This is a genomic window from Streptomyces kunmingensis (assembly GCF_039533535.1).
Lineage (GTDB): Bacteria > Actinomycetota > Actinomycetes > Streptomycetales > Streptomycetaceae > Streptomyces > Streptomyces kunmingensis.
In genome coordinates, this window is sequence record NZ_BAAATS010000017.1 from 186097 (window position 1) to 205531 (window position 19435).

The window sequence follows — 19435 nt, forward strand, 5'->3', positions numbered from 1 at the left end:
AGGGGCCCCGGCTCGGTCCGATGCCTCAGGCCTGCGTCAGCGCCCAGACGCCCACGGCGAAGCAGAGCACGGCGATGAACAGCACCGGGATCGTCACTTTCGCGGGCGGTCCTGGCCGGCGTGCGCGTCGCGCGGAAAGTTCTCGGGCTCTATGGGGAACCTCACGGCTGCGAGATGCGTACACAGAGTGACGGTCCTGCCCGTACGGGACCACGGTGGTCATCGCTTGAGCCGGGCGAGGGGGCGGGGAGGGGTCATGGGAAACGGGGGCGGGAGGCGCAGGCAGTGGTTCGCGCGCGGGCTCGGGGCGTGGCTGGGCGGCCGGGGGCTGATGCCGGGGCGGCTCGGGCAGCGGGACAGCGGTGCTGGGCTGGCCCGACGGCATCGGGGGCATCGCCGGTGGAGGCGGAAGCCGCTCCTCAGTGGGGGCCGGGGCCGGGGGCGGGAGGTGGAAGCTTCCCGTCTCCGACATCGAGGTGAGGGACGGTTCGGGCGTCGACTCCGACGAGGGTTCCGCGGTCGGTGGGGGGGCGGGGCGACCGGCGGTGGGGTAACCGGCAGTGGGATGGCTGGGGGTCGGGTGACTGGGAGTGGCGTTACTGGGGGCGGCGTGACTGGGGGTCGCGTGACTGGGGGTCGCGTTGGGTTCGGGCTCCCGCATGGGTCCGGGCGCGGCCGCAGGCTTGGGTGGAGGCTCGAACGGCGCAGCCGGCTCGGGCCCGGGTACGCGCTCGGAGTGCGGCCCGGGCTGCGGCCCGGAGTAAGGCTCGGCACGGGACTGGGATTCGCCCGCAGTCTCGCGCTCGTACGCGGGGACATGGGGAGGCATGGGCATGACCGGAGTGGTCCCCGTGGCATGCAGCGGGCGGGCCCTGCGGCCCCGGACGGCGGGGCCGCTCGGGCCGAATCCCGGCGGCAGCGGACCGAGTTGGTCGAAGACTTCGATCAGATCATCTTCGGGGCCCGGCTCCGGCAGCAGCTCCGCGGCGGCGAGAAGCGCCTTGCGTGCCCCTGTCGCGGTACGGAAGCGGGCCTCGGGATCCGGTTGCAGCAGACCGGCGAGGACGCCCCACAGCGGGCCGGGGACGCCTACGGGGGCACTGGGTGTGCCATGTTCCGCGAAGTGCTCGATCAGGGCCTTGGCGTCCGGCTTGGCGCCTTCGAGGAGATAGAGCGCGACCAGGCCCGCCGCGAAAAGGTCCGCGGGGAAGTCCGGCTCGGCGCCCATCGCCTGCTCGGGCGCGAAGTAACCGGGTGTCCCCACCACATAGTTGGTCTCCGTGAGACGCGGCTCGCCCTTGCGCATCGCGATACCGAAATCGGAGACGCGCAGATGCGGCAGACCGGTACCGGTGGCCTCGAGAAGGATGTTGGCAGGCTTGATGTCGCGGTGTACGACACCCTCGGCGTGCACCGCCGACAGCCCGGAGAGGAGCTGATCGAGCAGCACGCAGACGAACGGCGGCGGCAGAGGCCCGTAGTCACCGATCAGGTGGGCCAGCGACCCGCCCGCGACCAGATCCATGGTGAACAGGACCTTGTCGTCGTCCGCGGCCCAGCTCGCCGGGGCCAGGACATGCGGATGGTCGATGCGCAGCGCCTGCTCGCGCACGAAGCGCAGCAGCGTATGGGCATCGCTCTGCTGCAGGACCTTGGCCGCGACATAGCGGCGGCGCCGGTGATCCCAGGCCCGCCACACCGCGCCCACTCCCCCGCGGCCGATCGGGTCGGCCAGTTCGTACCGGCCGGCGAAGACCTCACCCATGGTTGTGCGACGCTCCCCTCCTCGGCCCGCGATGCGGAAGGCCCCCACGAACACCACGCAAGGACGTCCGGTCCGCCCCGAGACCGCCGACGGTGGCGGTCACGGAGCCGGACCCGGTGCTGCGCCCGCCCGGGGTCAGCTCTGGTGCGCCTGGTAGTGGGCGACCGCGTCGGAGGTGCGCCCCGCGCCGTACACCCGGAGGAACTCTGCCAGTTCCGGGTGGGTGGGGGCGAGGGAGTCCGCGGCCTCGATGATGTCGCCGGCCGCCGAGACGGAGCGCAGCAGCGACTGGATCTCACGCACCACGCGCTTCACGGTCGGGGCACCCGAACCGGATGCCGTCTGGCCGGTGTTGGTGAGTACCGAGCCGCCCTGCGACTTTCGGATCTCGTCCATACGCTCGGTGGCCTCGGCGGCGCTGACACTGCCGTCGGCGACCTGACCCGCGAGGTCCTGCAGCAGCTGCACGCGCTGCACCACCGCCGGGTTTCCGATCTTGGCGCGCTGACCGCTCATCAACTGGGAGAGCATGGGCGCGGACAGTCCGAGGACGCCTGCCAGGCGGGCCTGGTTGAGTCCGAGATCCTCGATCAGCCGACGGAAGAGCGCCCCCAGCGGCTCTCCGTACCAGCTGCGCTGGAGCTCCCGGGCTCTTGCGGTAGCTTCCTGCTGTGCGGCGTCCATTGCGTCTCCCCATCGCTTCCCCAATACGGTCCTTCGCTGCCGCGAAGCACGTGGGGCATCTTACGGAGAGTGGTCGCCCGCCGGGACCCCCAATCCTTTTGCGAGATCCGGGGGGAGACCCGGTAGTCTGGTCCGCGGTGCTCACCCGAGGAATTGATCCTCTGGTGGGACGCACCGTTTTCGGGGCCTTAGCTCAGTTGGTAGAGCGCTGTCTTTGCATGGCAGATGTCAGGGGTTCGACTCCCCTAGGCTCCACAGCCCGAAGCCCCTTCAGCCAGGTTTTCCCTGGCCGGAGGGGCTTCGTCATACGTGGGGCTGTGCAGCGCGGGGCGGGCTCAGCGGTCAGCGGGTGTCTTCCGGGTTGGCCTCCGCCTCGGCCTGCTTGGCCTGGACCTCCGGGTCGAGGACGTCCTGGCCGCTGCCGTCGACAGAGGTCAGCGGAGCACCGTCCGGTACTTCGGTGGCGGCAGGCGGTTCGACCAGCCAGTCCGGGTTGGCCTGCTTGTCCCACCACTTCCAGGCGACGTAGGCGCCGCCCGCCACGAGACCCAGCACGACCACGCCCTTGGCGAGGCGGCCGGCGCGGGCCCGGCGCTCGTGCTTGCGGACCAGCTTGTGGATCTCCTTCGGGGAGACCTGCCCGCGCAGTGCGGCAAGGGCGGCGATGCTGCGGGCCGTCGCCTCCTCGCGTACCGGCTGGGCCGACGCGACGGCCTGCTCGATGCGGGGCTTCGAATACTCGGCGGCCTGCCGGGCAGCCTGACGGGTACGGACGGCTGCTTCGTGCGCGGCGTGGTCGACCTTCGGCGGGACATGGGTGCGTGCCTGCTCAATACGCGGAGCCAGATGGGCGCCGTACTGGGCGCGCGCCTGCTGGGCGGCCTGCGAGACCTTGGGGCCGAGCACGACGCGCGCTTCGTGCGCGTACTGCGTCGCACGGTCCTTGGCCGTCTCTGCGTAGGGCGCCACCACGTCCGCGGCGTGCAGCACGCTGTCCTTCGCCGAGCCGGTCGCGGCGCGCACGCTGTCAATGCGGGTCACGGGATCCTCCTCCTCGGTGGCGTACAGGTATTTCACCTTTCCACCCTTTTGCGGATCATGCCTGCCAGAAGCATCAATGCGGGGAAAGGCTTGCTAGGACTCAAAAAGAAGCGGTTGGGGACCTGGCGACGACAATGCCACGGATCGTGGCGGGGCGCGCCTCCTCGGTGACGAGTAGACCGGTTTTGCCTGGCTGAAACCTCTGACGCCTCCTGGAGCCGTGGGAGGATCGGCAGGGCACAGAAGACAACGGAAGGCAGACCGTGGCCGAGCAGCTGTACGCCACCCTCAAGACCAACCTGGGCGACATCGAGGTCAGGCTCCTGCCGAACCACGCGCCCAAGACGGTCAAGAACTTCGTGGAGCTCGCCAAGGGCGAGCGTGAGTGGACCAACCCGGAGACCGGCGAGAAGTCCGACGCCCCGCTCTACGACGGCACGATCTTCCACCGGGTGATCAGCGGCTTCATGATCCAGGCCGGCGATCCGCTGGGTAACGGGACGGGCGGCCCGGGCTACCAGTTCGAGGACGAGTTCCACCCCGACCTGGCCTTCACCAAGCCCTACCTGCTCGCCATGGCCAACGCGGGACCGGGGACGAACGGGTCGCAGTTCTTCATCACCGTCTCGCCGACCGCCTGGCTGACCCGTAAGCACACGATCTTCGGTGAGGTCGTCGACGCGGCAGGCCAGAAGGTCGTCGACACCATCGCCACCACGCAGACGAACCCGCGCACCGACCGGCCCGTCAAGGACGTGATCATCGAATCGGTCGTTGTGGAGACCCGCTGACTCGACCCGGTGGCCCGCAGGGAACCAATTCGCCCCGCCCGTCCGTAAGGATGAGCGGGGCGCCGCGTTGCCCGCACGGCGGCTTCGACGTCCACGAACCACACCGCTTCATCCGAGGGGACGACCGTCATGGACCAGGCGCCCGGCAGCCCGCAGGAACCACAGGACGCCCAGGGCCTGCCCGGCTGCTACCGGCATCCGGCCCAGGAGACCGGCATCCGCTGCGTGCGTTGTGAGCGGCCCATCTGCCCCGAGTGCATGATCAGCGCCTCGGTCGGATTCCAGTGCCCCGAGTGCGTTCGCGGGGGTTCCGGTACGGGGCACGCGCCGAGTGCGAATCAGCCGCGGACCGTGGCCGGGGGCACGATCGCTGCCGACCCGCGCCTTGTCACGAAGATCCTCATCGGGATCTGCCTCGCCGCCTTTGTGGTGCAGCAGACGGTCGGGAACCCGTTCACCTACCGGTTCGAGATGATCGGTCATGCCCTGATGCCCGGGCTGAGCGGCCCGCAGGGAGTCGCCGAAGGCCAGTGGTACCGGCTGCTGACCGCGATGTTCCTGCACGGCAGCTACCTCCACATCGCCTTCAACCTGCTCAGCCTGTGGTGGATCGGTGGCCCCCTGGAGGCAGCGCTCGGCCGGGCCCGCTATCTGTCCCTCTATTTCGTCTCCGGACTCGCGGGCAGCGCACTCAGCTATCTGCTTGCCGACCCTGCCCAGGGATCGCTCGGCGCCTCCGGGGCCATCTTCGGACTTTTCGGCGCGACGGCCATCCTGATGCGGCGGCTGAACTACGACTTGCGGCCGCTCATCGGCCTGCTCGTGATCAACCTGATCTTCACCTTCAACCCGGCCTTCAACATCTCCTGGCAGGCCCACATCGGCGGCCTCGTAGGTGGGCTCGTCGTCGGGTACGCCATGGTGCATGCCTCGCGTGAGCGGCGCGCTCTCGTGCAGTACGGGGTCTGTGCACTGGTGCTCGTCGTCGTGCTCGTCACCGTCGTGGTCAGGACCGCCCAGCTCACTTGAGCCCGGTTGCCCACTGATGGTGACCGACGTTGTCCACAGCGTGTGCCGGATCTTGTGCATGCCGTGGGGAACAACTGTGCCCCTCGTCCCTGAGCTGGGTTTTCCCAGGAAGGACAAGGGGCGAACAGATGGTCGAGCGTGACCTGACCGGTCACACCGGCGTCAACATCCGGAGGGTTATCCACAGATCGTCTGACCTTTTCCCCATGTGGAAAACCTGTGGATAACTCAGTGGATAGCTTGGGGCAGAGCTGGTGAGGGGCCGTGCCGGGGGCCGGGCCACGGGGGCCCGGCTACTGGAGGTCCGGCTACTGAAGGGCCGGCTACTTCCACTGCGTGGAGACACCGAAGCCGGCGGCGATGAAGCCGAAGCCGACGACGATGTTCCAGTTGCCGAGGGCGTCGATCGGCATCGACCCGTCGGTCACATAGAAGACCACGATCCAAGCGAGCCCGATGAGGAACATCGCGAGCATCACCGGGGCTACCCAGCCGCGGTTGGTCAGCTTGATATTGGCTGCCTGCTTGGACGCCGGCGGCGGCGTGTAGTCGGCCTTCTTGCGGATACGTGACTTCGGCACGAGGGTCTCTCCTGTCGATGCGCTGCGTGGCCGCGCAGGGGACGTGGGCTGGCTCCGGAGCAGCGTACAAGGGGAAGCTTTGGTGAATCCGAGCGCTCCCCCGGGCGTCCGTTAGCGTAGTGCTTCCGCGGCGTCGAAGGAGATAAGGGTACGTTGAGCAATTCTGCCGACCCTGACAACAACAGGTCCGCCCGCGTCCGCTTCCGGCCGGTGCGGCTGCTCACTGTGGGCGTTTTCGCCCTCGCCGGGCTCATCTTCTTCACCAGTTTCAATACGGCCAAGGGCACCAATATCCGTACGGATACGTCCCTTTTGAAGCTCTCCGATCTCATCCAGGAGCGCAGCCACAAGAACAAGGAGCTGGAAGAGGGCAACAGCGGGGTGCGCGGCGACGTCGAGGCGCTGGCCGAGCGCGACGACGGGTCGACGAAGGCCGAGGACGAGAAGCTGGACGGCCTGGAGAAGGCCTCGGGGACGAAGAAGCTGAAGGGCGAGGCCGTCTCCGTCACGCTCGATGACGCCCCGCCGAACGCCACCGCCAAGCTCCCCGGTTACCCCGAGCCCCAGCCGAACGATCTGGTCATCCACCAGCAGGACCTCCAGGCCGTCGTGAACGCGCTGTGGCACGGCGGCGCCAAGGGCGTCCAGGTGATGGACCAGCGCCTGATCTCCACCTCCGCCGTGCGCTGTGTGGGCAACACCCTGATCCTGCAGGGCCGCGTCTACTCGCCCCCGTACAAGATCACCGCGGTCGGTGACGCGGAGAAGCTGAAGCAGGCCGTCGCGGCCTCCCCCGAGATCCAGAACTACATGCTCTACGTCAACGCCTACGGACTCGGCTGGAAAGTCGAGGACGACGGAGCGGTGACTCTTCCCGCGTACTCGGGCACAGTGGATCTCCACTACGCGAAGCCGGTGCAGTAGCCGCAGTAACACCCGGGACGGGGGAGGCCGTCGGTGTCGGTGGGAGTCACGGTGCGAGTCGTCGTCAGGACGTTGAGCGAGCTGTGCATCACCGTCGGCGCCGTGATCGTGCTGTTCGTCGTGTACGTGCTGTTCTGGACCGGCGTGAAGGCCGACAGTGCGATGGACCGGCAGATCGACGACCTCCAGGACCAGTGGGCCAAGCGACCGGTCGCCACCGGGTCGCCATCGACTCCGTCCTCGCCCGGTTCCGGGGCGCCCGCCGATGCCTCACCGCCGAAGCCGGCCGCGTACAAGGACGGCAAGCCGTTCGCCCTGATGTACATCCCGCGGCTTGGTTTCACGTGGAACAAGCCCGTGCTCGAGGACACGAAGGTCGGGACTCTCAAGAAGGGGCTCGGTCACTACTCCGGCACGGCTCAGCTCGGGCAGAAGGGGAACTTCGCGGTCGCCGGGCACCGGCGTACGTACGGGGACCCGTTCAAGGACTTTCCGAAGCTGCGGCCCGGGGACGCCGTGGTGCTGACCGACGGCACGACCTGGTTCACGTACCGGATCGATAGTGGGCCGTACAAGACGCTGCCCAGCGACGTCGCGGTCGTCGATCCCGTGCCGCGCAAGTCCGGGTACCAGGAGCCGGGCCGCTATCTGACGCTCACCACCTGTGAACCGGAGTGGGGCCACAGCCACCGGTTGATCGTCTGGGCGCATTTGGATGCCACTCAGCCTGTGGAGGCCGGGAAACCGGAGGCGTTGCGCCGTTAGTCTGGTGCCGTACGGCAACGGCTGAGGCCGTGCGGTGATGGTGTTGAGGGACTGTCAAAGGGAGCGACCGGCATGTACGGCTGGATCTGGCGGCATCTGCCGGGGAACGCATGGCTGAGGGCGGCGATCTCGATCGTGCTGGCCCTGGCCGTGGTCTACGTCCTCTTCCAGTACGTCTTCCCGTGGGCCGAGCCGTTGCTGCCCTTCAACGATGTGACGGTGGACGGCCAGTGAGCACGCTCGAGACCCGTGAATCCCGCGTATCCCGCGAAGCCCGTAAGACACGCATTCTCGTCGTCGACAACTACGACAGCTTCGTCTTCAACCTCGTCCAGTACCTGTACCAGCTGGGTGCCGAGTGCGAGGTGCTGCGCAACGACGAGGTGAGTACGGCGCACGCGCAGGACGGTTTCGACGGCGTGCTGCTCAGCCCGGGGCCGGGCGCTCCCGAGCAGGCCGGGGTCTGTATCGAGATGGTGCGGCACTGCGCGGCGACCGGCGTGCCGGTCTTCGGGGTCTGCCTCGGCATGCAGTCGATGCAGGTCGCGTACGGCGGAGTGGTGGACCGGGCGCCGGAGCTGCTGCACGGCAAGACCTCGCTCGTACGGCACGGAGGAAAGGGCGTCTTCGCGGGGCTGCCCGACCCGTTCACAGCGACCCGCTACCACTCGCTGGCTGCCGAACCCGGCACCGTACCGGCCGAGCTGGAGGTGACCGCGCGGACCGAGGACGGCATCGTGATGGGGCTGCGCCACCGTGAACTGCCCGTGGAGGGCGTCCAGTTCCACCCGGAGTCCGTTCTCACCGAGTACGGGCATCTGATGCTGGCGAACTGGCTCGCCGAGTGCGGGGACAGGGAGGCGGTGGGCCGGTCGGCCGGGCTCGCGCCGGTCGTGGGCAGGGCCTCGGCGTGACCGCGCTGCGCCCCGAGCCGGGCGGCGCCGGCGGATTCGAGGAAGCCGTCAGGGGCCTCGACGACCCGTTGAACGACCCGCTGCCGGGGCAGCATCCGTCGCCGTGGTTCCGGGCGGCGGGCGCGGAGCAGGAGGCGGAGCCGGCGGCGCAGGGGTCCGAGCCGGAGCGGGTGGAGCCCGGGCCGCAGCGCGTCGAGCCCGAGCCGGAGTGGTACGACCCCGAGGGGTATGCCCAGGACTGGTACGGCGGGGCTCCTGGGGCGCAGCAGGCACCCGTACGGGATGACGAGACGGTGGCGCTGCGGACCGCTGACACGCGGCGAATAGTGGAGCCCCGGCCCCCGTCTCAGCCCCAGCCCCAGCCCCAGTCTCAGTCACAGCCTCAGCCCCGGACTCATCCGCGGCCTCCCTCCCGGCCCGACCGCGAGCCCGACCGCGACCGCGAGCGCGAGACCGTGCCGCGGCCCCGGGAAGAGGCCGGATCGGAACCGGAGCAGGAGCCCGAGTCCGCCTCGGAATCCGGGTCCGGGACGCCCGCCACCGGTGGCCGGGCCGCGCGCAGGAAGGCCGCAAAGAAGGGCGGTGGCGGCCGGCGCCGGGCGGGAGGCATGCCGGAGGCCGCCCCCGCGGAGGACGACGGGAAGCCGCTGACGAGGGTGGAGGCGCGGCGGGCCGCGCGGGCGGCCAAGCCCACCGCCGGGGTCCTCGTGAGCCGGGGGATCGGCGAAGTCTTCATCAGCATCGGGGTGTTGATGCTGCTCTTCGTCACCTACCAGCTGTGGTGGTCGAACATCCGGGCCCACAACCTCGCGGGCAACGCACGGCACCACCTCGAGGACGACTGGGCGAACGGCAAGGGCAAGCCGGACACGTTCGAGCCCGGGCAGGGCTTCGCGATTCTCTACATCCCGAAGCTGGATGTCGTGGTGCCGATCGCGGAGGGCATCAGCAAGACCAAGGTCCTCGACAAGGGCATGGTCGGGCACTACGGCGAGGACAGCATCCCGACCGCGATGCCCGACGCGAAGACCGGGAACTTCGCGCTGGCGGGCCATCGCAACACGCACGGCGAGCCGTTCCGGTACATCAACCAGCTGAAGCCCGGCGATCCGATCGTGGTCGAGACGCAGGACAAGTACTACGTGTACAAGATGGCGAACATCCTGCCGCAGACGCCTCCGTCGAACACGGCGGTGATCAATCCGGTCCCCGTGGGCTCCGGATTCACCACCGCGGGCCGCTACATCACGCTCACGACCTGCACGCCGGAATTCACCAGTACGTATCGAATGATCGTCTGGGGCAAGATGGTCGAGGAGCGGCCGCGCAGCAAGGGCAAGCCGGACGCGCTCGTCGGCTGAGCGGGCAGCGGTATCAGGCACTTCAGGGCACAGGGACGGGGCAACACGCAGTGGCAGCGACGACCGACCGCGAGGAAGAGGCCGACCACGGGGAAGAGGCCGGCAGCGGCACGAAGGCCACCTCGTCCCGGCCCCGTCGTGGGCGTATCGCGACGGCCGTCAGTGTCTTCGGTGAACTGCTCATCACCGGTGGCCTGTTGCTCGGCCTGTTCGTCGTCTACTCGCTGTGGTGGACGAACGTGGTGGCCGACCGGGCCGCGCACAAGCAGGGCGACAAGGTCCGTGACCACTGGTCGCAGCAGACCGGGCCGGGGGCGCTGGACACCAAGGACGGCATCGGGTTCCTGCATGTGCCGTCGATGAGCAAGGGCGAGGTCCTGGTCGAGAAGGGCACGACGCCCAAGGTCCTCAACGACGGTGTGGCCGGCTACTACACGGACCCCGTGAAGGCGGCGCTGCCGACCACCGGCAAGGAGGGGAACTTCTCCCTGGCCGCGCACCGGGACGGGCACGGCGCCAAGTTCCACAACATCGACAAGATCAAAAAGGGCGACGCGATCGTCTACGAGTCCAAGGACAAGTGGTACGTCTACAAGGTCTACGACATTCTTCCGGAGACCTCGAAGTACAACGTGGATGTCCTGGGACGGATCCCCAAGGAATCGGGGAAGAAGAAGGCCGGCCACTACATCACGCTGACGACGTGCACGCCGGTCTACACGTCGCACTACCGGTACGTGGTGTGGGGCGAGCTGGAGCGGGTCGAGAAGGTGGACAGCGACCGGACGCCGCCCGAGGAACTCCGCTAGGGCCTGTCGGACAGGTCCTGGGACCCCGCAACGACGGAGCCCCGATCCCTGCTCAGGGATCGGGGCTCCGTCGTGTACCGAAGGGGGCGGGTCAGCGGTCGCCGAAGCCTCCGATGAAGCCGCCGTTGTCGCCGTTGCCCCCGTTGCCGCCGCCACCCATCGTGGTCAGGGTGACCGTGGTGTTGGCGGGGTCGGAGGGGGTGTTGGCGGCGGGGTCCTGCTGGATGACCCGGGCATCGTCACCCTGGTCGCTGCCGCCGGCGAACTGGATGTTCGTGAAGCCCGCGTCCTGCAGCATCTTCTTGGCGTCCTTGACCTTCTGGCCGACGACGCCGGGGACCGCCTTCTGCGCGGGCGCCTTCGCCACCTTCAGCTGGACCGTGGAGCCCGGGTCGGCCTCGGTGCCCGCGGAGAGGTTCTGGGAGAAGACCTTGCCGGCTTCGACGTCGGCGGTCTCCTCCTCGGTGCAGCTGGCCTTGAGGTTGCTCGCCTCGAGCTGCTGCTTCGCCTGGTCGCAGGTGAGGTTCTTGCCGCTGGAGACGTCGGGGACCTGGACGGTCTGCTTCTCCGTGGCCACCGTCAGCGTGATCTTGGCGCCCTTTTCGAGCTTGCCGCTGTTCGGGTCCTGCTTGGTGACCGTGCCGGGGTCGCGGTCGGACTCGGCGGTCTCCTTGGAGATGTTCGTGAAGCCCTTGTCCTTCAGCTCGGAGACGGCCTCGTCGTAGGGCAGACCCTTGACGTTCGGGACCGCGATCTTCGGCGCACCCGTCGACATGTTGACGGTGATCGTGTCGCCCTTGGCGACCTTGCCGTCCTTCGGGCTCTGTTCGCAGACGCGCTTGGCGGCCTGGTCCTCGCACGCCATGCTGTCGCCGCGGACGACCTTCAGGTCGACGTTCTCGGCTTTCTGCTGGGCGTCCTGGAACGTCTCGCCGATCAGGGACGGCACGGTGATGTCGCCCTCGCCACCGTCACCACTGGAGACGTACTTGCCGATGAGGATCGCGCCGACCAGGACGAGGATGCCGGCGACGACCAGAAGGATCGTCGAGGTGCGGTTCTTGCCCTGCTTGCGCCGGTCGGGGCGGTCGTCGTAGCCGTAGCCGCCGTCGTCCGCGTTGACCGGGGGCAGCATCGAGGTGGGCGCCGCGCCGTTCTGCGGGCGCAGCATCGCGGTCTGCTGGTCGGACCCGTAGCCGTCGGTCCCGCCGTAGCCGACCGCGCCCATGGCGGCGGTGGCGGCGACGGGCTGGCCGTCGAGACAGGCCTCGATGTCGGCGCGCATCTCGTCGGCCGACTGGTAGCGGTAGTCCGGGTCCTTGGTGAGGGCCTTGAGGACGATCGCGTCCATCTCGGGCGTGATCTCGGCGTCAAAGACGCTGGGGGCCTGTGCCTCTTCGCGTACGTGCTGGTACGCGACCGCGACCGGGGAGTCGCCGACGAACGGTGGCCGCACGGTGAGGAGCTCGTAGAGCAGACAGCCGGTCGAGTACAGGTCGGAGCGGGCGTCGACCTGCTCGCCCTTGGCCTGCTCGGGGGACAGGTACTGCGCGGTGCCGATGACCGCCGCGGTCTGCGTCATCGTCATGCCGGAGTCGCCCATGGCGCGGGCGATGCCGAAGTCCATGACCTTGACCTGGCCGTTACGGGTCAGCATCACGTTGGCGGGCTTGATGTCGCGGTGGACGATGCCCGCCCGGTGCGAGTACTCCAGGGCCTGGAGGATGCCGACGGTCATCTCCATGGCGCGCTCGGGCAGCAGCTTGCGGCCGCTGTGCAGGAGCTCGCGGAGCGTGGAGCCGTCGACGTACTCCATCACGATGTACGGGATGGAGACCTGGTCGACGTAGTCCTCGCCCGTGTCGTACACCGCCACGATCGCGGGATGGTTGAGCGAGGCGGCCGACTGGGCCTCCCGGCGGAACCGGGCCTGGAACGACGGGTCGCGCGCGAGGTCCACCCGCAGCGTCTTCACCGCCACCGTGCGCCCCAGCCGGGAGTCATGCGCGAGGTAGACCTCGGCCATGCCACCACGGCCGAGCACGTGGCCCAGCTCGTACCGGCCGCCGAGGCGACGCGGCTCTTCCATGGTTACCTACCAGCCCTCTCCGTCGGTCCCGACCGTCCCGTGCGGGGTCGGGCGGTGTGCTGTCCGGGCATACCGTACCCGGCCTGCGCGGCATGACCTGGCCACCACCGGGAGCCGTGACAGGACCGGTATCGCCACGTGCGCCTATGTGAAGAACGGGTGACCGGGGTCACAAGGAGGAGTGACCTCCCGGTGGCCCCCGTCACCGGGTCACCCCTTCTTACCGATGACCGCTTCCATCACGCTCTTCGCGATCGGGGCGGCGAGACCGCCACCCGAGATGTCCTGGCGGCTGGCGTCGCTGTCCTCGACCACGACGGCAACGGCGACCGGTGAGCCCGAAGTCGTCTTCGCGTACGAGACGAACCAGGCGTACGGATTCTCGCTGTTGTCGACGCCGTGCTGGGCCGTACCGGTCTTGCCGCCGACGGTGACGCCGGGGATCTTGGCGTTGGTGCCGGTGCCGTCGTTGACGACCGTCTCCATCATCGACTGGAGCAGCTGCGCGTTCTCCTCGGAGAGCGGCCGGCTCATCTCCTTCGGCTCCGTCTTCTCGATGGTGTCGAGGCTCGGGGCCTGGAGCTCGTCGACCATGTACGGCTCCATGAGCTTGCCGTCGTTCGCGATCGCGGAGGCGACCATGGCCATCTGGAGCGGGGTGGCGGCGGTGTTGTACTGGCCGATGGAGGACAGGGCCGTCTGCGACTCGTTCATGTCGTCGTCGAAGTTCGACGCGTTGGAGCGGACCGGAACGAACTGCTGCTTGTTGAAGCCGAACTTCTCGGCTTCCTTGAGCATCTCGTCCCTGCCGAGGTCGGAGCCGATCTTGCCGAAGACGGTGTTGCAGGAGACCTTCAGGGCGACCCGCAGCGTCGCGTTCTCACAAGGGATGTTGCCTTCGTTCGGCAGCGGCTGCGTGGTGCCCGGCATCGTCCACGGCAGCGGGGTCTCGGTCGCCTTGTCCGGGGCGTACTTACCGCTCTCCAGGGCGGCCGCGGCCGTGACCAGCTTGAACGTGGAGCCCGGCGGGTACGTCTCGCGCAGCGCCCGGTTCAGGAGCGGCTTGTCCTTGTCCTTGTCGAGCTTGCCGAACGTCTCGCTGTCCTTGGTGGAGTTGCCGGCGAAGACCGAGGGGTCGTAGGACGGCGTGGAGGCGAGCGCGAGGATCTTGCCGGTGGAGGGCTCGATGGCGGCCACGGCACCCTTGCCGCGCGTCTTCAGGCCGTCGTACGCGGCCTTCTGCGCGGCGGCGTTCAGGGTGGTCGTGACGTTGCCGCCCTCCTTCTGCTTGCCCGTGATCATGTCGAGGGTGCGGCGGAAGAAGAGCCGGTCGTCGTTGCCGGTGAGGATGCCGTCCTCGATGGACTCGATCTGGGTGGCGCCGACGATCTGCGAGGCGTAACCGGTGACGGGCGACCACATGGGCCCGTCCTTCCAGGTCCGCTTGTACTTGAGGTCGGTGCCGGAGGTCGCCTTGGAGCCGGTGATGGGCTTGCCGTCGACGATGATGTTGCCGCGCGGCTGGGCGTAGCGCTCGATGGTGACGCGGCGGTTCTTCTCGTGCGACTGCAGGGAGTCGGCCTGCACGTACTGGAGCCAGTTGTCGCGGATCAGCAGGGCGAGGACGAGCAGACCACAGAAGATCGCGATGCGGCGCAGGGGCTTGTTCACGGTCGGACCACCTGGGTCATCTCGGCGTCGGGGCTGGGGGCGGGCGAGGGCGCCGGGCGGCGGGCGGTGTCGCTGATGCGGATGAGGATGCCGACGAGTGCCCAGTTCGCGATGACGGAGGAACCGCCGTAGGCGAGGAACGGCATGGTCATACCGGTCAGCGGGATGAGGCCCATGACACCGCCGGCGACGACGAACACCTGGATGGCGAAGGCGCCGGAGAGACCGACGGCGAGCAGCTTGCCGAAGGGGTCGCGGGCGGCGAGGGCGGTGCGCACGCCGCGCTCGACGATCAGCCCGTAGATGAGCAGGACGGCCATGACGCCGGCCAGGCCCATCTCCTCGCCGTACGTGGCGAGGACGAAGTCGGAGTTGGCGGCGAAGCCGATCAGGTCGGAGTTGCCCTGGCCGAGGCCGGTGCCGAGCACGCCGCCGGAGCCGAACGCCATCAGGGACTGGGCGATCTGGTCGGAGCCGGTGGAGGCGATGACCGAGTCGGAGAACGGGTTCAGCCAGGCGTCGACACGCTCCTGCACGTGCGGTTCGAAGCTGGCGACGCTGACCGCGCCGACCGCGGACATCAGCAGACCGAAGACGATCCAGCTGGTGCGCTCGGTGGCGACGTACAGCATGACGACGAACATGCCGAAGAACAGCAGCGACGTACCGAGGTCCGTCTCGAAGACGAGGATCAGGATCGACATCGCCCAGACGACGATGATCGGGCCCAGGTCACGTCCGCGGGGCAGGTAGAGACCCAGGAAACGGCGGCTGGCGAGTGCCAGCGCGTCCCGCTTCACCATCAGGTAGCCGGCGAAGAAGATCGCGATGACGATCTTGGCGAACTCACCCGGCTGGATGGAGAAGCCGCCGATGTGGATCCAGATCTTGGCGCCGAAGACGTTCATACCGAGACCGGGGACCAGCGGGAGCAGCAGCAGGATGATGGAGCCGACCATCGAGATGTACGTGTAGCGCTGCAGGATGCGGTGATCCTTGAGCAGCATCAGTACGCCGACGAACAGGGCGATGCCGATGGCCGAGTACATCAGCTGCTTGGGCGCCGACGGGCTGAACGCGCCGTAGGCCAGCTTGCCCAGGCGCTGCAGCCGTTCGGACTGGTCGAGCCGCCAGATGACGACCAGACCCAGCCCGTTGAGCAGCGTCGCCAGGGGCAGCAGCAGCGGGTCCGCGTAGGCCGCGAACTTGCGTACGACGATGTGGGCGACGCCGGCGAGCAGGCCGAGGCCGAGGCCGTAGCCGAGCAGGCCCGCGGGCAGTTCGCCGTCGATGGCGAGGCCCACGTTGGCGTACGCGAAGACGGGGATGACCACCGCGAACGCAAGGAGCGCCAGCTCGGTGTTGCGCCGGCTGGGTGCGCCGATCGCGCCGATGGTCGACGTATGGGTCGTGGAACTACTACTCATGGCGTGCTGTGGCCCCCAACGGCTTCTACTGCTGTGCGCACGCCTTGGCCAGCTGCTGCTCTTCCTCGGAAAGAGTGGGGCCAGGGGTGGGCGTGGGAGATGACGGTGACTTCGCCTTGCCGGACGGCGAGTTCGACGGGTCGGGCGAGTCCGACGGGTTCGGCGTGGGCGTCACCTTGCGGAACGACGCCTTGGAGGTGGTGCCGCCGGCCTCGCCCTCGCCGGTCTTCGCGTTGTTCTCGTTCTCGGCCTGCTGCCGCTCGGCCTGCTTCTTGCACGCGCCGGCCTGCGCGGACAGCTCCACGATCTTGTCCTGGGCGGCTGCCAGGTCACCTTCCGCGATCGTCGCCTCGACCTGCTTCTTCTGGTACGGCGGCAGGTACTTGAGCTCGATCTCCGGGTGGTCCTTCTCGACCTTGGACAGGCTCACCCAGGCGAGGTCCTGGTTGATGCCGCGGTAGAGCGCCACGTGCTCGTCGTTCGAGCCGACGAAGTACTGCGTCTGCGTCCAGCGGTAACCGCCGTAGAGGCCACCGCCGATGACGGCGAGCGCGAGCACGGTGTAGAGCGATCTCTTGACCCACTTGCGGCCGCGGCGCGGCTTCTCGAAGTCCTCGTCCGCATACGCGCCGAAACCCCCCTCGGGCGCGTAGTCGGCGGTGTCCCCGCTACCGGGCGGACCGAACTCGCCGCCACCGCCGCCGCCTTGGCCCGGCACCGGACGGCCCAGGTTGGAGGCGCGGCCGGCCGGGGTCTCCATGGCGCCGCCGTCGTGCAGCTGGTGCTGGTTCTCGGCGACCGCGCCCACGATGACGGGGGCGTCGGAGATCTGGCCGGCGAGGGTGTCCCCGCCGTCGATGTCGAGCACGTCGGCGACGATCACCGTGACGTTGTCGGGGCCGCCGCCGCGCAGGGCGAGCTGGATCAGGTCCTGGACCGTCTCCTGCGGGCCCTGGTAGCTGGCGAGCGTCTCCTCCATCGTCTGGTGGGAGACGACGCCGGACAGGCCGTCGGAGCAGATCAGGTACCGGTCACCGGCCCGCACCTCACGGATGGAGAGGTCGGGCTCGACGTGGTCGCCGCTGCCCAGCGCGCGCATCAGCAGCGAGCGCTGCGGGTGCGTGGTGGCTTCCTCCTCGGTGATGCGGCCCTCGTCGACGAGGCGCTGCACCCACGTGTGGTCCTGGGTGATCTGCGTGAGCACGCCGTCGCGCAGCAGGTACGCGCGCGAGTCGCCGACGTGTACGAGACCGAGGCGCTGGCCGGTCCACAGGAGAGCCGTGAGGGTGGTCCCCATGCCTTCGAGCTGGGGGTCCTCCTCGACCATCATGCGGAGCTGGTCGTTGGCCCGCTGCACGGCGGTGCCCAGCGAGGTCAGGATGTCGGATCCCGGCACGTCGTCGTCGAGCGCGACGATGGTGGAGATCACCTCGGACGAGGCCACCTCACCGGCGGCCTGCCCCCCCATGCCGTCGGCGATCGCGAGCAGACGCGGACCGGCGTAACCGGAATCCTCGTTGCCCTCGCGGATCATGCCCTTGTGCGATCCGGCGGCGAAACGCAGTGACAGACTCATGCGCACCTGCCCCGTGGCATCTGACTCCGGGTACATCCGCACGGTGCCCACCCTCCGGTCGGGAGCGCGCCGGTGTCCTGTTGGTGGACCGCCGCGTCGGCTCGCTCGCTCCGCTCGCGCTCATTCATGATGTAGCACTACTTCCGCAGCTCGATGACGGTCTTGCCGATGCGGATCGGTGCGCCCAGCGGGACCGGCGTGGGGGTCGTGAGACGGGTCCGGTCGAGATACGTGCCGTTGGTGGACCCGAGATCCTCGACGATCCACTGGCCGTCCCGGTCCGGATAGATCCTGGCGTGCCTGCTGGACGCGTAGTCGTCGTCCAGGACGATCGTGCTGTCGTGCGCGCGGCCGAGCGTGATCGTCTGCCCCTGCAGCGCCACCGTCGTACCCGTGAGGGTGCCTTCGGAGACGACCAGCTTGGAGGGGGCGCCACGGCGCTGCCGCCCGCCACCGCTCTGCTGCTGGCGCTGGGGCGCAGGCGGCGTGGCCGCCTGCCGGGCGGTCTGCTGCGGACGCGCGCCCTCGCGGCGCGCGCCGCGCTGCGTGACACGCGTTCCGAACAGATCGCTACGGATGACCTGGACGGCCACGATCACGAACAGCCACAGAACGGCCAGGAAACCCAGCCGCATGACCGTCAGGGTCAGCTCTGACATTGCCCCCGCTTCACCCTTCGGCTTGCCGATAAACGATGGTGGTTTGACCCACGACGATCCGCGAGCCGTCGCGGAGCGTAGCGCGGGTGGTGTGCTGCCCGTCCACCACGATGCCGTTGGTGGACCCCAGATCCTGGATCGTCGAGGGCGTTCCGGTCCGGATCTCGCAGTGCCGGCGCGAGACGCCGGGGTCGTCAATCCGTACGTCCGCCTCGGTGGACCGGCCCAGCACGAGGGTAGGCCGGGAGATCTGATGGCGGCTGCCGTTGATCTCGATCCAGTGACGGACGCGGGTGCCGGGCAGCGGTCCTGCTCCGGGGCGCTGTGCCGCTGCCGCGGGGCCGGCGGCCGGCCCCGCCTGGGCCGGGCGGCCGGGCGGCGGCGCGGACGGCATCGGCGGTGCGGCAGAGGGCTGCTGCTGGTAGCTGTACCCGCCGGGCGCCTGGTTCGGACGGGCCGCGGTGGGGCGCTCGGGCTGGACGGGCTGGTCCTGACTGGTGGACGACGCGAGGGTGCGGCTGCGTACCCGGTACAGACCCGTGTCCAGGTCCTCCGCCTTCTCCAGGTGCACCTTGATGGGGCCCATGAAGGAGTAACGCTGCTGCTTCGCGTAGTCGCGCACCATGCCGGACAGTTCGTCACCGAGCTGCCCGGAGTAGGGGCTCAGGCGCTCGTAGTCCGGCGCGCTCAGCTCCACGATGAAGTCATTGGGGACGACGGTCCGCTCGCGGTTCCAGATCGTCGCGTTGTTGTCGCACTCGCGCTGCAGTGCGCCCGCGATCTCGACGGGCTGCACCTCGGACTTGAAGACCTTGGCGAAGGTGCCGTTGACCAGACCCTCGAGCCGCTGCTCGAACTTCTTCAGGACTCCCATGGGGCACCTCCTCCTTCGTAGCCGCCCTGCTTGCCGCTGCCGCCAACTCGGTACTGCTTACTGATCGTATCCACGCGCCGGGAAATCGGCTGGTTCCCCCTGCACGCCCTGTGGATGAGTGTCGACGCTCACAGCCCTTCTTAAGAAGGATCGTAGAGGTGGCCTCAGGACAGTGTCCCGTACGCGGCTGTGGAGACGTCGACGTCTCGCCGAGACGGGCCGTGGAGGGCCGGTGTCCGGCGCGGTTCGGCGAGGTCCGCCGTGTCAGGTGCCCGCCAGGGGCCCCCGGAAACGGATGTGAATTCACCCTCCGCAGCGTGCTAATCTTCTGGATGTCGGAAGGCGCTCACCCCGAAAGGGCGAGAGCCGGAGGACACACCCAATGCGCGGGTGGCGGAATAGGCAGACGCGCTGGATTCAGGTTCCAGTGCCCGAAAGGGCGTGGGGGTTCAACTCCCCCCTCGCGCACAGCTGA

At 68.7% G+C, this 19435-nt stretch carries 18 protein-coding genes and 2 tRNA genes; 10 read left to right on the forward strand and 10 right to left on the reverse strand.

From position 1 onward, the window contains the following. Positions 1–25 precede the first annotated feature (25 nt). Entirely contained in the window at positions 26–1765 is a 1740-nt protein-coding gene (locus ABD366_RS20265; RefSeq protein ID WP_324774610.1) for a protein kinase domain-containing protein, read from the reverse strand. A 135-nt stretch (positions 1766–1900) separates the two neighbouring features. Beyond that, positions 1901–2449, reverse strand: a complete 549-nt coding sequence (locus tag ABD366_RS20270; protein ID WP_324774608.1) for a helix-turn-helix domain-containing protein — start codon at positions 2447–2449, stop codon at positions 1901–1903. A 182-nt stretch (positions 2450–2631) separates the two neighbouring features. Between ABD366_RS20270 and ABD366_RS20275 the strand changes: the two genes are divergently transcribed. Next, a tRNA-Ala gene (locus tag ABD366_RS20275) sits at positions 2632–2704 on the forward strand. A gap of 87 nt (positions 2705–2791) precedes the next feature. On the opposite strand, the gene ABD366_RS20280 is transcribed toward ABD366_RS20275, so the two are convergent. After that, positions 2792–3490: a DUF5324 family protein gene (locus ABD366_RS20280; RefSeq protein ID WP_324774606.1), complete on the reverse strand. Its 699-nt coding sequence runs from the start codon at positions 3488–3490 to the stop codon at positions 2792–2794. A gap of 263 nt (positions 3491–3753) precedes the next feature. On the opposite strand from ABD366_RS20280, the gene ABD366_RS20285 reads away from it, so the two are divergent. Next, positions 3754–4281 carry a peptidylprolyl isomerase gene (locus ABD366_RS20285; protein ID WP_324774604.1) on the forward strand — a complete coding sequence of 176 codons (528 nt, stop codon included), beginning with the start codon at positions 3754–3756 and terminating at the stop codon, positions 4279–4281. A gap of 129 nt (positions 4282–4410) precedes the next feature. Beyond that, positions 4411–5310: a rhomboid family intramembrane serine protease gene (locus ABD366_RS20290; protein WP_324774602.1), complete on the forward strand. Its 900-nt coding sequence runs from the start codon at positions 4411–4413 to the stop codon at positions 5308–5310. Between the two features lie 323 nt (positions 5311–5633). Here the strand turns inward: ABD366_RS20290 and crgA are convergent, their stop codons facing one another. Beyond that, entirely contained in the window at positions 5634–5891 is a 258-nt protein-coding gene (gene crgA / locus ABD366_RS20295; protein ID WP_324774600.1) for a cell division protein CrgA, read from the reverse strand. Between the two features lie 153 nt (positions 5892–6044). Between crgA and ABD366_RS20300 the strand changes: the two genes are divergently transcribed. The 6 genes from ABD366_RS20300 (at position 6045) to ABD366_RS20325 (ending at position 10664) form a co-directional block, all read left to right on the forward strand. Further along, positions 6045–6815: a DUF881 domain-containing protein gene (locus ABD366_RS20300; protein WP_324774598.1), complete on the forward strand. Its 771-nt coding sequence runs from the start codon at positions 6045–6047 to the stop codon at positions 6813–6815. A 51-nt stretch (positions 6816–6866) separates the two neighbouring features. Then, positions 6867–7580 (forward strand): class E sortase, encoded by a 714-nt coding sequence (locus ABD366_RS20305; RefSeq protein WP_324774596.1) that lies wholly within the window; start codon positions 6867–6869, stop codon positions 7578–7580. 72 nt (positions 7581–7652) lie between these two features. Further along, complete coding sequence (locus tag ABD366_RS20310) at positions 7653–7814, forward strand: hypothetical protein (RefSeq protein WP_324774593.1); 162 nt, start codon at positions 7653–7655, stop codon at positions 7812–7814. Beyond that, entirely contained in the window at positions 7811–8494 is a 684-nt protein-coding gene (locus ABD366_RS20315) for an aminodeoxychorismate/anthranilate synthase component II (RefSeq protein ID WP_324774591.1), read from the forward strand. Before ABD366_RS20310 ends, ABD366_RS20315 begins: the two co-directional genes overlap by 4 nt. After that, a complete protein-coding gene (locus tag ABD366_RS20320; RefSeq protein WP_324774589.1) occupies positions 8491–9855 on the forward strand; it encodes a class E sortase in 1365 nt (454 codons plus the stop codon). Before ABD366_RS20315 ends, ABD366_RS20320 begins: the two co-directional genes overlap by 4 nt. Positions 9856–9905: 50 nt before the next feature. Continuing rightward, entirely contained in the window at positions 9906–10664 is a 759-nt protein-coding gene (locus ABD366_RS20325; RefSeq protein ID WP_324774586.1) for a class E sortase, read from the forward strand. Between the two features lie 91 nt (positions 10665–10755). Here ABD366_RS20325 and pknB read toward each other — a convergent pair whose 3' ends face one another. The 6 genes from pknB to ABD366_RS20355 form a co-directional block, all read right to left on the reverse strand. Next, complete coding sequence (pknB, locus tag ABD366_RS20330) at positions 10756–12753, reverse strand: Stk1 family PASTA domain-containing Ser/Thr kinase (protein WP_324774584.1); 1998 nt, start codon at positions 12751–12753, stop codon at positions 10756–10758. 210 nt (positions 12754–12963) lie between these two features. Beyond that, the gene (locus ABD366_RS20335) at positions 12964–14424 is read right to left on the reverse strand and encodes a peptidoglycan D,D-transpeptidase FtsI family protein (protein ID WP_324774582.1); all 1461 of its coding nucleotides are present in this window, start codon (positions 14422–14424) and stop codon (positions 12964–12966) included. Beyond that, entirely contained in the window at positions 14421–15851 is a 1431-nt protein-coding gene (locus ABD366_RS20340; protein WP_324774580.1) for an FtsW/RodA/SpoVE family cell cycle protein, read from the reverse strand. Before ABD366_RS20340 ends, ABD366_RS20335 begins: the two co-directional genes overlap by 4 nt. Positions 15852–15876: 25 nt before the next feature. Next, entirely contained in the window at positions 15877–17427 is a 1551-nt protein-coding gene (locus ABD366_RS20345) for a Stp1/IreP family PP2C-type Ser/Thr phosphatase (protein ID WP_324774578.1), read from the reverse strand. Positions 17428–17564: 137 nt separating this feature from the next. Beyond that, positions 17565–18086: an FHA domain-containing protein FhaB/FipA gene (locus ABD366_RS20350; RefSeq protein ID WP_324774576.1), complete on the reverse strand. Its 522-nt coding sequence runs from the start codon at positions 18084–18086 to the stop codon at positions 17565–17567. Positions 18087–18096: 10 nt separating this feature from the next. After that, positions 18097–18960: an FHA domain-containing protein gene (locus tag ABD366_RS20355; protein ID WP_324774574.1), complete on the reverse strand. Its 864-nt coding sequence runs from the start codon at positions 18958–18960 to the stop codon at positions 18097–18099. A 384-nt stretch (positions 18961–19344) separates the two neighbouring features. Between ABD366_RS20355 and ABD366_RS20360 the strand changes: the two genes are divergently transcribed. Continuing rightward, positions 19345–19428: transfer RNA gene (locus ABD366_RS20360), tRNA-Leu, on the forward strand. The last annotated feature ends 7 nt before the right edge of the window (positions 19429–19435 follow it).

Coding starts and splice junctions, on each gene's coding strand:
- ABD366_RS20355 (WP_324774574.1), bottom strand. CDS start 18,960: ATGGGAGTCCTGAAGAAGTTCGAGCAGCGGCTCGAGGGTCTGGTCAAC.
- ABD366_RS20350 (WP_324774576.1), bottom strand. CDS start 18,086: ATGTCAGAGCTGACCCTGACGGTCATGCGGCTGGGTTTCCTGGCCGTT.
- ABD366_RS20310 (WP_324774593.1), top strand. CDS start 7,653: ATGTACGGCTGGATCTGGCGGCATCTGCCGGGGAACGCATGGCTGAGG.
- ABD366_RS20265 (WP_324774610.1), bottom strand. CDS start 1,765: ATGGGTGAGGTCTTCGCCGGCCGGTACGAACTGGCCGACCCGATCGGC.
- ABD366_RS20345 (WP_324774578.1), bottom strand. CDS start 17,427: ATGAGTCTGTCACTGCGTTTCGCCGCCGGATCGCACAAGGGCATGATC.
- ABD366_RS20290 (WP_324774602.1), top strand. CDS start 4,411: ATGGACCAGGCGCCCGGCAGCCCGCAGGAACCACAGGACGCCCAGGGC.
- ABD366_RS20340 (WP_324774580.1), bottom strand. CDS start 15,851: ATGAGTAGTAGTTCCACGACCCATACGTCGACCATCGGCGCGATCGGC.
- ABD366_RS20270 (WP_324774608.1), bottom strand. CDS start 2,449: ATGGACGCCGCACAGCAGGAAGCTACCGCAAGAGCCCGGGAGCTCCAG.
- pknB (WP_324774584.1), bottom strand. CDS start 12,753: ATGGAAGAGCCGCGTCGCCTCGGCGGCCGGTACGAGCTGGGCCACGTG.